Origin of the sequence: Microbacterium sp. NPDC091662 (assembly GCF_044756705.1) — a bacterium.
Taxonomy (GTDB): domain Bacteria; phylum Actinomycetota; class Actinomycetes; order Actinomycetales; family Microbacteriaceae; genus Microbacterium.
Map to the genome: position 1 here is coordinate 2,359,035 of NZ_JBIVTM010000001.1, position 12,878 is coordinate 2,371,912.

The 12,878-nt window shown below is 69.0% G+C and carries 12 protein-coding genes; 7 read left to right on the forward strand and 5 right to left on the reverse strand.

What is annotated here, in order from left to right:
• From ACIQLD_RS11560 to ACIQLD_RS11580, 5 genes are all read right to left on the reverse strand, one after another.
• Positions 1–1,161 (reverse strand): ABC transporter substrate-binding protein, encoded by a 1,161-nt coding sequence (locus ACIQLD_RS11560; protein ID WP_402608135.1) that lies wholly within the window; start codon positions 1,159–1,161, stop codon positions 1–3.
• 57 nt (positions 1,162–1,218) lie between these two features.
• Entirely contained in the window at positions 1,219–2,343 is a 1,125-nt protein-coding gene (locus ACIQLD_RS11565) for an ABC transporter ATP-binding protein (protein ID WP_402608136.1), read from the reverse strand.
• A gap of 71 nt (positions 2,344–2,414) precedes the next feature.
• On the reverse strand, positions 2,415–3,905 hold the full coding sequence (locus ACIQLD_RS11570; RefSeq protein ID WP_402608137.1) for a DHA2 family efflux MFS transporter permease subunit: 1,491 nt from the start codon (positions 3,903–3,905) through the stop codon (positions 2,415–2,417).
• A gap of 96 nt (positions 3,906–4,001) precedes the next feature.
• Positions 4,002–5,615, reverse strand: a complete 1,614-nt coding sequence (locus tag ACIQLD_RS11575; RefSeq protein WP_402608138.1) for an LVIVD repeat-containing protein — start codon at positions 5,613–5,615, stop codon at positions 4,002–4,004.
• A 124-nt stretch (positions 5,616–5,739) separates the two neighbouring features.
• Complete coding sequence (locus tag ACIQLD_RS11580) at positions 5,740–6,708, reverse strand: LysR substrate-binding domain-containing protein (RefSeq protein WP_402608139.1); 969 nt, start codon at positions 6,706–6,708, stop codon at positions 5,740–5,742.
• Between the two features lie 83 nt (positions 6,709–6,791).
• On the opposite strand from ACIQLD_RS11580, the gene ACIQLD_RS11585 reads away from it, so the two are divergent.
• Genes ACIQLD_RS11585 through ACIQLD_RS11615 form a run of 7 tightly spaced genes read left to right on the forward strand, consistent with a single transcriptional unit; the run spans position 6,792 to position 12,875 of the window.
• Positions 6,792–8,300 carry a 2-hydroxymuconic semialdehyde dehydrogenase gene (locus ACIQLD_RS11585; protein WP_402608140.1) on the forward strand — a complete coding sequence of 503 codons (1,509 nt, stop codon included), beginning with the start codon at positions 6,792–6,794 and terminating at the stop codon, positions 8,298–8,300.
• The gene (locus ACIQLD_RS11590; protein WP_402608141.1) at positions 8,297–9,133 is read left to right on the forward strand and encodes a 2-keto-4-pentenoate hydratase; all 837 of its coding nucleotides are present in this window, start codon (positions 8,297–8,299) and stop codon (positions 9,131–9,133) included. The genes ACIQLD_RS11585 and ACIQLD_RS11590 overlap by 4 nt, the downstream gene beginning before the upstream one ends.
• Positions 9,130–10,068, forward strand: coding sequence for an acetaldehyde dehydrogenase (acetylating) (locus ACIQLD_RS11595; RefSeq protein ID WP_402608142.1), 939 nt, complete (start codon positions 9,130–9,132; stop codon positions 10,066–10,068). The genes ACIQLD_RS11590 and ACIQLD_RS11595 overlap by 4 nt, the downstream gene beginning before the upstream one ends.
• A complete protein-coding gene (dmpG, locus tag ACIQLD_RS11600; RefSeq protein ID WP_402608143.1) occupies positions 10,065–11,096 on the forward strand; it encodes a 4-hydroxy-2-oxovalerate aldolase in 1,032 nt (343 codons plus the stop codon). Before ACIQLD_RS11595 ends, dmpG begins: the two co-directional genes overlap by 4 nt.
• Positions 11,093–11,896, forward strand: a complete 804-nt coding sequence (locus ACIQLD_RS11605) for a 2-keto-4-pentenoate hydratase (protein WP_402608144.1) — start codon at positions 11,093–11,095, stop codon at positions 11,894–11,896. The genes dmpG and ACIQLD_RS11605 overlap by 4 nt, the downstream gene beginning before the upstream one ends.
• Entirely contained in the window at positions 11,893–12,354 is a 462-nt protein-coding gene (locus ACIQLD_RS11610) for a RidA family protein (protein ID WP_402608145.1), read from the forward strand. Before ACIQLD_RS11605 ends, ACIQLD_RS11610 begins: the two co-directional genes overlap by 4 nt.
• On the forward strand, positions 12,351–12,875 hold the full coding sequence (locus ACIQLD_RS11615) for a 3-hydroxyanthranilate 3,4-dioxygenase (protein WP_402608146.1): 525 nt from the start codon (positions 12,351–12,353) through the stop codon (positions 12,873–12,875). Before ACIQLD_RS11610 ends, ACIQLD_RS11615 begins: the two co-directional genes overlap by 4 nt.
• The last annotated feature ends 3 nt before the right edge of the window (positions 12,876–12,878 follow it).

Consider the following 12,878-nt stretch of genomic DNA (forward strand, 5'->3'; position numbering starts at 1 on the left):
TTATCCGTTCAGCGCCTTGTCGGCGGCGTTGATCATGGCCTGCCAGTCGTCACGAGTGGCCTGCGTCTCGGTCTCGGCGCCGTTGTCGAGGCCGAGCAGCAGCGCGTCGGAGTTCGTCTTCATGAGCCCGGTGGACTCGGCGAAAGTCGCGGCGGGGAGCCCGGCGAACGGCACCTGGGTGCTGGCGAAGCGCTCGTCCGTCATGCGGAGTGTGATCCAGTCGGGATCGAAGGCGTTCCACAGGGTCCACAGCGCAGCCCCCGGCTTGTTCTTGGCGTCGGAGTTGACGCCGGAGAACTGCGCCCACACCCCCGCGTGCTCGAACGGCGAGACCTTGAGCGCGGGGTTCGGGTTGAACAGCGTCTGGTTCAGCGCGATCGGCACGTCACCGCTCGACAGCGGAGCGCCCTGATCCTCCAGCAGCTTCAGGTTGCCCGACGACAGGAGCTCGTCGATCAGCGAGACCATCTTGTCTTCGCCCTCGGCCATGCCGTATCCGGCGAAGACGACCGCGTTGTAGCCGGCGACCGACACCTTGTCCTTGTACTCGGGGGCGAGCAGCCCGTCGAGCGTCTCGGGTACCGCGGTCACCTTGTCGGTGTTGTACTGCATGAGCGTGCCGTTGATGCTGTCGGGCATGAGCTCGGGGGCGCCGATGGTCAGGAACTCCTTCGGAACGCCGAAGCTCTCCCAGTCGACCTTCTCCCAGAAGCCCTCGTCGTACATGGCGGCCATCGAGGTGATCGAGCCCGACACCACATCGGTGTTCCGCGAACCGGTCGCCTTCGCCGAGATGATCGCCGACGACAGGTTGTACGTCAGCCCCCTGGTCTCGACCTTGATGTCGGGGAAGCGCTTGTTGAACTGCTCGATCACGTCAGGCGACAGCTCGTACCAGTCCCAGATGACCAGGGTGCCGCCGTCGGCCTTCTTCGCCTCTTCGTAGAGGGCGTCCAGCTGCTTGTCGATCTCGGGCCAGTAATCGTCGTAGAAGTTCTCGCAGCGGGTGATCGCTCCGACTTCCACCGCGTCGCAGGTGGCCGACGCGGCGTCGCCCTCGAGCGCGCTGTCACCGCCGCCGGCATCGGTCGACGTGTTGCATCCGGTCAAGGCGAGCGCGAAGACCGCCGTGATGGCGGCAGCTCCCAGTGTTCTCTTCATGATCTGAATGTCCTCTCTGACATCAGGTGTGTGATTGCGGGTGTGGTGCGGGGTGGATCAGGCGCCCAGCACGCGGCAGGCGTGCGGGACCAGTTCGAGGAAGACCCTGCCGCCCTCGGGGGGTGTCGCAAGCGGCGCTCCGCGTCCGACGATCGTGGCGACGGGCTCGCCATCGGTGAGCACCTCGGCCTCGTACTCGACGATCTCGCCGAGGAACTCCACGCGCACGATGCGCACGGGAAGGACGTTCGGGCGATCGACGTCGGTCTCATGCCAGCGCACGGTCTCCGGACGGAACGTCAGGGTGACCTCGTCGCCGATCGAGACTCCGTCGGGCACCGGTGTCTGCAGCCGGGTGCCGAGCGCCTCGACCACCGCGTCGCCGGCGCCGTCACGGTCGATCACCACGGCGGGGATCATGTTCGCGCGACCGACGAAGTTCGCCACGAATCGGTCGGCCGGCTGGTCGTAGAGCTCGCGGGGTGACGCCTCCTGCACGATGCGCCCGCCGTTCATCACGGCTACCCGATCCGACATCGACAGCGCCTCGGACTGATCGTGCGTGACGTAGAGGGCGCTGATGCCGAGGGTGCGCTGCAGGCTCCGCAGCTCGTTGCGCATGGTGTCGCGCAGCTTGGCGTCGAGGTTCGACAGCGGCTCGTCGAGCAGCAGCAGTCGCGGCCGGTGGGCCAGTGCACGAGCGAGAGCCAAGCGCTGCTGCTGACCTCCCGAGAGCGCGGTGGCCGGACGCTGGGCGAGGTGGTCGAGCTGCACGAGCTCCAACGCCTCCATCGCCCGCTTGCGCGCCTCCTGCTTCGGAAGCTTCGAACCCGCGACCTGCAGCGGGAAGATCGCGTTGGCGAAGACCGTCATGTGCGGCCAGATCGCGTAGTTCTGGAACACCATGCCGATGTCGCGCTTGTCCGGCGACACGTGCTCGGTGCCGGTCGACAGCACACCGCCGTCGAGCGAGATGACGCCGCCGTTGCTCCGTTCGAGACCGGCGACGCAGCGCAGCGTGGTGGTCTTGCCGCATCCAGACGGCCCCAGCAGCGAGTAGAACATCCCGGGCTCGATCGTGAACGTGACGTCCTTGACCACGGGGACGGCGGCGCCATCCAACTCGTAGTCCTTCTTCAGGGCGTCGACGACGAGTCGTCCGCCTCCGGATCTCACGGTCATCGAAGTCTTCTCCCGCTTCCTGCTCGTCATCGGATTCGTTCTGGATGTTGGATCCACTGCGATCGCCGCCATCATCGTCCCTCTCTCACAACAGAACCCGCCGTCTGCGGGGCGGCCGGTGCACCCCAGGGCCGTGGCTTCTCGAAGAACACCACGACGACCGCGCACACCGCGAAGGCGATGGCCGAGAGCAGCAGCGACTGCGACATTGCCGCGGCCAGCCCGCTGCCGTCCTTCTCCGACAGCTCGCTTCCCGGGTGGATCGCCCCTGGCACGAAGCCGGTGATGTGCGCGGCGAGCGTCACGTTCATCAGCACGGCCAGCAGCGCCGATCCGATCACCGATCCCATCTGCCTGGTCGTGGAGTAGACCCCGGATCCCGCTCCCGCCTGGGTGTGTGGCAGGTTGCGCGTGGCCGTCGACGCGAGCGGCCCGAACATGCCGGAGACACCGACCCCCAGCAGAGCGGAGGGAAGAAGAAGGAGCCAGAACGGTGCGTCGATCGTCATCGTCACCGCGTACCAGGCCATCGCCACCGCTGAGATGACGAACGCCGCGAAGGTCACCCACCGCGGGCCGATCCGGTCGCTCAGCTTGCCGACGAACGGCCCGAGCACGCCCGAGACGACCGCCATCGGTGCGAGCATGAGCGCTGCGAGCGTCGGGTCGAGGCCACGGGCGATCTGGAAGTAGAAGGCGAGAGGGACCGGCATCGCGGTGATGCCGACACCGACGAGGAAGATCGTGGCGTTCGCGACCGAGAAGTTGCGGTCGCGGAACAGGCCGAGGGGCATCAGGGGCTCTGCGCGATTGACGCGCTGCCACACGACGAAGAGCACCAGGAGCACGACGCCTGTGACGATGACGCCCCACACCGTGACCGGACCGAACATCACGCCCCAGTCGTAGACCTCGCCCTCTTGGATGCCGAACACGAGCAGGAACAGGCCGAGTCCGGACAGCGCGACGCCGACCACATCGAAGCGGTGCGGGTGTCCTTCGAGATCGGGCACCAAGCGCCAGGCGACGGCGAAGGCGACGATGCCGACGGGAACGTTGACGAAGAAGATCCACTCCCAGCCGACGGTGTCGGTGAGCACGCCGCCGAGGATCGGACCTACGAGCGTCGCGAGCCCTCCGACAGCGCCCCACGCCCCCATCGCCTGACCCCGACCGCGCGGCGGGAACACCCGCGCGATGATCGCCATGGTCTGCGGCGTCATCAGTGCGGCGCCGAAACCCTGCACCGCGCGAGCCGCGATGAGCATCTCTATGCTTCCGGCCAGACCGCATGCGAGCGAGGCGAGGGTGAAGAGCACGAGCCCGACGAGATAGACCCGCTTGGGGCCGAACCGGTCACCGAGCCTGCCGGTCACCAGCAGCGGAACCGCGTAGGCCAGCAGGTAGGCGCTGGTGACCCAGATCACCGTGGTCAGGTCGGCATCGAACGCCGCGAGGATGACCGGGTTGGCGATCGCCACGATCGTCGTGTCGACGAGGATCATGAAGAAGCCGATGCACAGGGCCCACAGGGCCGGCCACGGCCTAACTGTCTGAGTCATGGATCGCTTTCGGGAGAGATCGTCAGGGGTCGGGAGCCGGTGTCCGTCCACTCAGCCCCTTGTCGGAGGACGGACACCGGAGTTTCCGGGAAGAGGTCAGCCTTCGGCGGCGGGGAGGCCGACGACGGGTTCGCCGAGCAGCGGAGTCGAGACCGCGTAGATGCCGTGGTTGGCGAAGAGCCAGATCACGTTGCGATCCCACTCCACGAAGATGCCGTGCACGGGGGCGGCGAGGTCATCGTCGTCCTTGAGGCCGATCGGCGGCACGAAGTACGCGCCGACCTTGGGGTTCTCCGGGTCGCGCACGTCGAAGATCTGCAGACCAGCGGCATAGAACGCGTAGGGGATGACTCCGCCGTGTGGCGTGCCCGTGTTGGTGAAGTAGCCCGAGCGCTTGGGCCCGAACGACCCGCGACGCTGCGCCCAGTCGGTGAACGCGGCCTCCGCCGGCGGCGTCGGACGGGGCAGCGTGCGCACGACCCGCGGGTTCGCCGGGTCGCTCACGTCGATCTGGTAGATCTCCTTGGCCGGCTCGTAGCAGTCGGTGTTCATCGGGTAGCCCGAGACGTAGACGTAGCCCGTCTCCTCCACCTGGGTGGTGTCGACGTTGTCACCCTCGGTGCCGGCGACGCTGACCGGCAGGTGGCACCAGCCGACGTGGTGGATGTTCGCGGGGTCGGACACATCGAGCACGAAGAAGCCCTGACCACCCTGGGCGGCGTAGCCGTACTTCCACCCGGACTCGACCGAGCGCGGCAGGAAGATACCCATGCGCGAACCGAACCACGAGGTCTTGTTGTTCCAGCGCTCGTTGTCGGCGAGGTACTCGGAATCCGCTTCCTCGCCGGCACGCGACCCGGGAACCCACCAGTTCGAGAGCAGTTCGGGCTTCGCCGGGTCGGAGACGTCGTAGGCCGCGTGCCCCGCCGTCCACAGCGTGGTCTTGTACGGCTGGTTGGTGAAGGTGTTGTCGGGCGCGGTCGCGACGAAGAGGTACTTGTCGCCGTAGTAGACCGGCAGGTCGAGCACGCCGTTGCCCTCCTGGATCTCGTCCGGCCCGTGGTTCGGATCGGTCGAGACCTCGGTGAGCAGCGTCCAGTCGCGCGGGCTGGGACCGTTCATCTCCCAGGTGCGGAAGCCGCGCAGGCCCTCCCATTCCTTCAGCTGGCCTTCGACGGTGTCGTCGATCCACTTGTTGGCGACGCGCCCCTTGAGGAAGTACCGCGGGGTCTCGCTCGCCTGGATGGCGATGTGCTTGCCGAGCTTCTGGTTCCACTGCACCGTGGTGGCGCCGAACTGCGGGCGGGGGTCGTCCCAGCCCCACTGCTCCTCGTCGACGATGGTGAGGGCGCGCGGGTCGGTGATGTCGTAGAGCTTCCAGTGGTTGCCGCCGCCGTAGTGCAACATGAGACGCCGACCGTCCCAGTCGTAGATGCACTGCCACGAGTGACTCGTGTTCACGACGATCGGATAGAACGCCTCGGCCTTCGCGTTGAGCACGTAGGTCTCGGGGTCGCGGTAGTCGAGCTGCCCCGGCCAGTCGATGAAGACGTCGCGGGGAACGGACGGCGTGTGCGCCGGCGGCAGGAACGTGCCGTCGGGCTGCATGCCCCAGCTGGAGGGATCGGGATCGGCCGGTTCACCCTCGACGCGCTGGAAATCCTCCGGGCGGTACTTCTTCGCATCGGGCACGTAGGGAGAGCCGGCCATGTCGCCTCCATTGGCTGAATCGGGTGAGATCGTCACGACGTCGTGTCGTTCTCATCAGGTTCACCCTCCGGGAGCGATGCTGTCCAATATCCATACGGGTCAGAGCTATGACCGTCCGGGCATATCAGTCGGCGAACCGCGGCTCCGTCTCCGCGTACTCCCGCTCGAGCTCCGCCAGGCGTGCACCCTCTTCGCGCAGATGGGCCAGCAGCGCGGATGCCGCGGGCGACGGCGCCCGGTCCTTCGGCACCGTCACACCGACCGAACGGCGGATGGAGCTCAGCGGCGTGGGCAGGATCCGCAGCTCGCGGTCGTCGACGGCGATGAACATCGGCAGCGCCGCGATCACATCGGTCGAGATCAGCAGGGTGCGCAGCGTCAGCATCGAGGTGCACTCGACACGGTCGGGCGGCAACGGCAGCCCCTCGTGGAAGAAGACGGCCTCGAGCTCGGCCCGGAGCGCGGTCTGGGCGACGGGGAAGATCCAGGGATACGCGATCAGCTCGGCGAGGGAGTTCGCCTTGACGCCGCCGAGCACCGGATGCCCGGCCCGTGCCACCAGACGGATCGGCTCCAGGTGCAGTCGCTCCTGCTCGAGTCGCACCGGCACCGTCGGCGAGAGCCGCCCGACCGTCAGGTCGAGGTCACCCGCGAGCAGCAGTTGCTGCAGGGTGTCGGGGGTGCCCTCGCGCACCACCACGGTCAGCCGCGGATGCTCGGCCTTCAACGCGGCGATGGCTCGCGGCAGCAGCAGGTTCGAACCTGCGAGGTGCGTGCCGACGGTCACCGTGCCGAGCTGCCCCGACTGCAGCAGCCGCACCTCTTCCCCCGCGGCGCGCAGCTCGGCGAGCACCGAGCGTGCGCGCTCGATGAACGAGTGCCCGTACTGCGTGGGGCGCACGCCGCGCGGCAGCCGCTCGAACAGCGGCACCCCCAGCACCTCTTCGACCTCGCGGAGCCCGCGGGTGACGACCGGCTGGGTGATGTGCAGCGACTCGGCGGCGCGCACCAGTGTGCCTTCGTCGGCGATGGCGGTGACGAGGACGAGGTGGCGGATCTTGACCCGTCCGTCGAGCAGTCGATCGGTGACCATGTTCCGGACTATAGCCGTACGGGCATGGCAGTGCATCAAGAGAGTATTTGTCGGCATCCCTCGAACCTTCCTAGCCTGAGCCCATGCCTTCCGAGACGATGACGCCTCCCCTCCGTGCCTCCGAGCAGGAGCGAGCGCCCCGCGCGATCCACAACATGATCGCCGGCGAGCGCGTCGAGGGCATCGCCACCTTCGCGAAGATCAGCCCGGTCGACGGCTCGCTCATCGCCGAGGTGCACGAAGCCGGCACCGAGCAGGTCGACCGCGCAGTGGCCGCAGCGCGTGCCGCGTTCGACGGACCCTGGGGGCGGATGACCGTCGCCGAACGCGCCCGCCTGCTGCGCGGGGTGGCCGACGCGATCGACCGCCGCGCCGATGAGCTCGTCGCGGCCGAGGTCGGCGACACGGGCAAGCCGGAAGCCCTCGCCCGCGACCTCGACGTGGCCCGCGCCGCCGCGAACTTCCGCTCCTTCGCCGACACGGCCTCGACGGCCGGACTCGACTCGTTCCTGACCGAGCTGCCCGACGGCCGCCGCGCCCTGAACTACGCGGTGCGAAAGCCTCTCGGGGTCGTCGCCGTGATCGTGCCGTGGAACCTGCCGCTCCTGCTGCTCACCTGGAAGCTCGCCCCGGCCCTCGCCACCGGTAACACCGTGGTGATCAAGCCCTCGGAGGAGACGCCGTCGTCGGCCACCCTGCTGGCCGAGATCCTCGCCGAGGCCGGAGTGCCGGCGGGCGTCGTGAACGTCGTGCACGGCTTCGGCGCAGGCTCCGCAGGCGAGGCGCTCACGACGCACCCGGGCATCGACGGCGTCACCTTCACCGGCGAATCGTCCACCGGATCCGCGATCATGCGGGCGGTCGCCCCCCGTGTGCGCCCGGTCTCGTTCGAGCTCGGCGGCAAGAACGCCGCGCTCGTGTTCGCCGACGCCGACCTCGACGCCGCCGTCGCAGGACTCGCCCGCTCCACGTATCTCAACACCGGCCAGGTGTGCCTGTGCACCGAGCGCATCTACGTGCAGCGCGCAGTCTTCGACGATGTGGCCGCCGGCCTCGCCGAGCACGCCGCCCGTCTGCGTCTGGGCCGTCCGGAAGACCCGGCCACGACCACCGGTCCTCTCATCTCGCAGGCCCACCGTGAGAAGGTGCGCTCGTACTTCGACCTCGCCGTCGCAGAGGGGGCGACGGTGCTCGCGGGCGGCGGCATCCCCACGCTCGGCGACGGACTCGACGGCGGATCGTGGATCGAGCCGACACTGTGGACCGGCCTCGACAACAGCCACCGCACCGTGCGCGAAGAGGTGTTCGGCCCCGTCGCCGCCCTCATCCCCTTCGACACCGAGGAAGAGGCGATCCGCCTCGCGAACGACACCGACTACGGGCTCGCCGCCGTCACCTGGACGACCGACCTCACCCGCGGACACCGCGTGGCGCAGCAGATGCGCACGGGCATGTCGTGGGTCAACACCTGGTATCTGCGCGATCTGCGCAGCCCCTTCGGCGGCGTCGGGCTCTCCGGCATCGGCCGCGAGGGCGGGCACCACTCGCTCGAGTTCTACACCGAGCCGACGAACGTGTGCGTGCAGCTGTGACCGGCCTCCCCGATTCCGTGCGCCTGGCGGACGAACGGCTGCGGCTCGCGACCGAGTCGGGGCACCCGTGCGCCCCGGTGCGCGACCTGCTCGGCGAGACGGATCAGGATGCCGCGTACGCGGTGCAGTCGCTCGGCATCGCCCGCCGCCTCGACGAAGGACGACGGGTCGTCGGCCGCAAGATCGGCCTCACCTCCCCCGCCGTGCAGACGCAGCTCGGCGTCGACAGCCCCGACTACGGCGTGCTGCTCGACGACATGATGTTCGCCGACCGTGAGCCGATCGACCTCGCCCGCTTCCTGCAGCCGCGCGCCGAGGCCGAGGTCGCGTTCGTGCTCGGCAGCGACCTCGACTCCCCCACCACCCATGTCGCCGACGTGATCCGTGCCACGGAGTTCGTGCTGCCCGCCATCGAGGTCGTCGACTCCCGCGTGGCCGGGTGGGACATCCGCATCACCGACACCATCGCCGACAACGCCTCGAGCGGGGCGGTCGTGCTCGGCGCCACGCCTCGGCGCCTGGACGGGTTCGATGTGACCGCGCTCGGCATGACCCTCGACCGCGAAGGCCGACCGGTCTCGACCGGGTCGGGGGCCGCGTGCCTCGGCAGCCCGGTGATCGCGGTGGCCTGGCTCGCCCGCGAGGTCGCCCGCCGCGGGCAGCCGCTGCGCGCGGGCGAGGTGATCCTCTCCGGAGCCCTCGGCCCCATGGTCGACGCGACCGCCGGGGTGTATCGCGCCCGGCTCGACGGTCTCGGCGAGGTGCGCGCCGACTTCTTCGGCGCGGCATCCGGAACAGCATCGCGCACATCATCGGAAGGGGCTGCGGCATGACCGTCGGCATCGCCATCATCGGCTCGGGCAACATCGGCACCGACCTGCTCATCAAGGTCAAGCGGCTCTCGACCACGCTGCACGTGGTCGCGATGGCCGGTATCGACGAGCAGTCCGATGGCCTCGCCCGTGCGCGCCGACTCGGTGTCGCCACGACCCACGAGGGCGTGGACGGACTGATCGCGATGCCCGAGTTCGCCGACGTCGAGCTCGTGTTCGACGCCACCTCGGCCGGCGCCCACGCCCGCAACGACGCCCTCGTGCGCAACGCCGGACGGGTGATGGTCGACCTGACGCCCGCCGCGATCGGGCCGTACGTCGTACCGGTCGTGAACCTCGAAGCGCACCTCGGTGCGACCAACGTGAACATGGTCACGTGCGGCGGCCAGGCCACGGTGCCGATGGTGGCCGCGGTGTCGCGCGTCGCTCCGGTGGCCTACGCCGAGATCGTCGCCTCGATCGCCTCGAGGTCGGCGGGCCCCGGCACCAGGGCGAACATCGACGAGTTCACCGAGACCACGGCCCGTGCGCTGGAGGTGATCGGCGGCGCCGAACGCGGCAAGGCCATCATCGTGCTCAACCCCGCCGACCCGCCGCTCATCATGCGCGACACCGTCTTCTGCCTGGTCGAGGGCGACCCTGAAGCCTTGGATCGGGATGCCGTCAGCGCCTCGGTCGCCGACATGGTCGCCGCCGTGCAGGCCTACGTCGGGGGCTACCGCCTCAAGCAGCAGGTGCAGTTCGACGCGGTCGACGAGCCCTACGTGCCCGCGCTCGATCGCCCGTTCCGGGGGACGCGCGTGAGCGTCTTGCTGGAAGTCGCCGGCGCCGGCCACTATCTTCCGGAGTACGCGGGCAATCTCGACATCATGACTTCGGCCGCCCTGCGCACGGCCGAGCGACTCGTCGCCGAACGGACAGGAGTTCCCGCATGACCACCACTCCCCGCGTCTACGTGCAGGACGTCACCCTCCGCGACGGCATGCACGCCATCGGCCACGGCTACACGACCGATCAGGTCCGCGACATCGCGCGTGCTCTCGAAGCCGCGGGCGTTGATGCCATCGAGGTCGCGCACGGCGACGGCCTCGGCGGTTCGAGCGTGGCCTACGGACAGGGAGCGCACACCGACTGGCAGTGGATCGAGGCGGCGGCCGAGGTGCTCGACCGTGCGGTCCTGACCACCCTGATCCTTCCGGGCATCGGCACGATCGACGACCTCGCCAGGGCCCGCGACCTGGGAGTTGCGAGCGTACGGGTCGCGACGCATTGCACGGAGGCCGACGTCGCGATCCAGCACATCACGTGGGCGCGCGAGCACGGCATGGACGTCTCGGGCTTCCTGATGATGAGCCACCTCAACGACCCGCGCGGTCTCGCGGAACAGGCGAAGATCATGGAGGCGGCCGGCGCGCACTGCGTGTACGTCACCGACTCGGGCGGACGACTCACGATGCGCGACGTCGCCGACCGCGTCGACGCCTACCGCGAGGTGCTCGACCCCGGCACGCAGATCGGCATCCACGCGCACGAGAACCTCTCGCTGAGCGTGGCCAACAGCGTCACGGCCGTCGAACACGGCGTGTACCGCGTCGACACCTCGCTCGCGGGGCAGGGCGCCGGAGCCGGCAACTGCCCGATCGAGGCGTTCATCGCGGTGGCGGATCTGCTCGGCTGGGAGCACGGCTGCGACCTGTTCGCGCTGCAGGATGCGGCGGAGGAGCTGGTGCGTCCGCTGCAGCGCCGTCCCGTCCGCGTCGACCGCGAGACCCTCACTCTCGGCTACGCGGGGGTGTACTCGAGCTTCCTGCTGCACGCCGAGCGCGCGGCAGAGAAGCACGGCCTCGATGCCCGTGACATCCTCGTGGAGCTCGGACGCCGCCGCATGGTGGGCGGCCAGGAGGACATGATCGTCGACGTCGCCCTCGACCTGGTCGCCGCCCGTTCGGGGGTGACCGTATGACCGCCGACGCCGTCTTCGCCGCCGCGCTCGACACCGCGCAGCGCACCGCGACGGCGATCAACCAGTTCTCCTCCACCGAGGAGGTCGGGCTCGATACCGCCTACGCCACGCAGCACGCGCTGATCGCCCGTCGGCTCGCCCGCGGCGAGCGCATCGCGGGCGTCAAGCTCGGGTTCACGAGCCAGGCGAAGGCGCAGCAGATGGGTGTGCACGACGTGATCATCGGCACCCTCACCGATGCGATGCGCCTCGACGACGGAGCGGCGTTCGACCGGCGATCCGCCATCCACCCGCGCATCGAGCCCGAGGTCGCGTATCTGCTGGCCGCCGACATCGACGGTTCCGACATCGACCGCCCGTTGAGCGAGGTCGTCGCGGCGGTGGCTCCCGCACTGGAGATCATCGACTCCCGGTACCGGGACTTCCGTTTCAGCCTCGCCGATGTCGTCGCCGACAACACGTCGGCCGCCGCCTATGTGATCGGCCCCTGGACCCCGTTCGTCAAGGCCGGCGCCCTCGACAACAAGGCCGTGCGGCTCGAGGTCGACGGCAGAATCAGCGCCACAGGCTCCACCGCCGCCATCCTCGGCGACCCCGGCCGTGCCGTCGCCGCGGCCGCGCGCCTCGCTTCCCGCCACGGATTCACGCTGCGCGCCGGCACGATCCTGCTCGCCGGGGCTGCGACCGCCGCCGTCCCGCTGCCCGACCACGGCACGGTCGAGGCGACGATCACCGGACTCGGACGCGTCGCCATCCGCACGCACGACGGCCCCGACAGCCTCGAGGAGGGATCACGATGACCGGATCACACGGCATCCTCGTCGAGGGCAAGGCCACGCCCCGGGGCCGTTTCCCGCACGCCAAGGTCTCGGGTGACCTGGTCTTCGTCTCGGGCACATCCAGCCGACGTCCCGACAACACGATCGCCGGAGCCGAAGTCGACGAGTTCGGGGCGACCCGGCTCGACGTCGCCGTGCAGACCCGTGCGGTCATCGAGAACATCCGCGAGGTCCTGGCCGCCGCCGGCTGCGCACTCGACGACCTGGTGCAGGCCACGAGCTTCCTGGTCGACATGAACGACTTCGCGGCCTACAACGCCGTCTGGGCCGAGTACTTCGACGAGCAGGGCCCGGCCCGCACCACCGTCGCCGTGCACGCCCTGCCGCATCCGCACCTGCGCATCGAGATCCAGGCGATCGCACGCCGCCCCGAAACCACCGAAAGCAACACCGCTGCCACTCTCGAGGAGGAGAAATGAGCACCATCCCACCCGTGATCGATTTCGCCGCATGGATCAAGGAGAACGAGCATCTCCTGAAGCCGCCGGTGAACAACAAGGCCGCCTGGACCCCGATGGGTGACTTCATCGTGCAGGTCGTCGGCGGCCCGAACCAGCGCACCGACTTCCACTTCGACCCGTACGAGGAGTGGTTCTACCAGTACCGCGGCAACATGCACGTGAACATCCAGACGCCCGACGGCCTGCAGCGCATCGACATCCGTGAGGGCGAGATGTGGCTGCTCCCCGGTAACGTCTTCCACTCGCCGCAGCGGCCCGAAGAGGGCTCCATCGGCATCGTGATCGAGCGCATCCGCGAAGAGGGCACGCTCGAGAAGTTCGCCTGGTTCTGCCCGAACTGCAACGCCAAGGTGCACGAGGTCGAGCTGCAGGTGCGCGACATCGTCGAAGATCTGCCGCCGGTGTTCCGCGACTTCTACGAGAGCGAAGAGGGGCGCACCTGCCCGGAGTGCGGCACCGTCCACCCCGGCAAGGGCTGAAGC

What these genes read in the sequence shown, in the direction of transcription:
- ACIQLD_RS11560 (WP_402608135.1), bottom strand. Translation starts at nt 1,161, where the DNA reads ATGAAGAGAACACTGGGAGCTGCCGCCATCACGGCGGTCTTCGCGCTC.
- ACIQLD_RS11565 (WP_402608136.1), bottom strand. Translation starts at nt 2,343, where the DNA reads ATGACCGTGAGATCCGGAGGCGGACGACTCGTCGTCGACGCCCTGAAG.
- ACIQLD_RS11570 (WP_402608137.1), bottom strand. Translation starts at nt 3,905, where the DNA reads ATGACTCAGACAGTTAGGCCGTGGCCGGCCCTGTGGGCCCTGTGCATC.
- ACIQLD_RS11575 (WP_402608138.1), bottom strand. Translation starts at nt 5,615, where the DNA reads ATGGCCGGCTCTCCCTACGTGCCCGATGCGAAGAAGTACCGCCCGGAG.
- ACIQLD_RS11580 (WP_402608139.1), bottom strand. Translation starts at nt 6,708, where the DNA reads ATGGTCACCGATCGACTGCTCGACGGACGGGTCAAGATCCGCCACCTC.
- ACIQLD_RS11585 (WP_402608140.1), top strand. Translation starts at nt 6,792, where the DNA reads ATGCCTTCCGAGACGATGACGCCTCCCCTCCGTGCCTCCGAGCAGGAG.
- ACIQLD_RS11595 (WP_402608142.1), top strand. Translation starts at nt 9,130, where the DNA reads ATGACCGTCGGCATCGCCATCATCGGCTCGGGCAACATCGGCACCGAC.
- dmpG (WP_402608143.1), top strand. Translation starts at nt 10,065, where the DNA reads ATGACCACCACTCCCCGCGTCTACGTGCAGGACGTCACCCTCCGCGAC.
- ACIQLD_RS11605 (WP_402608144.1), top strand. Translation starts at nt 11,093, where the DNA reads ATGACCGCCGACGCCGTCTTCGCCGCCGCGCTCGACACCGCGCAGCGC.
- ACIQLD_RS11610 (WP_402608145.1), top strand. Translation starts at nt 11,893, where the DNA reads ATGACCGGATCACACGGCATCCTCGTCGAGGGCAAGGCCACGCCCCGG.
- ACIQLD_RS11615 (WP_402608146.1), top strand. Translation starts at nt 12,351, where the DNA reads ATGAGCACCATCCCACCCGTGATCGATTTCGCCGCATGGATCAAGGAG.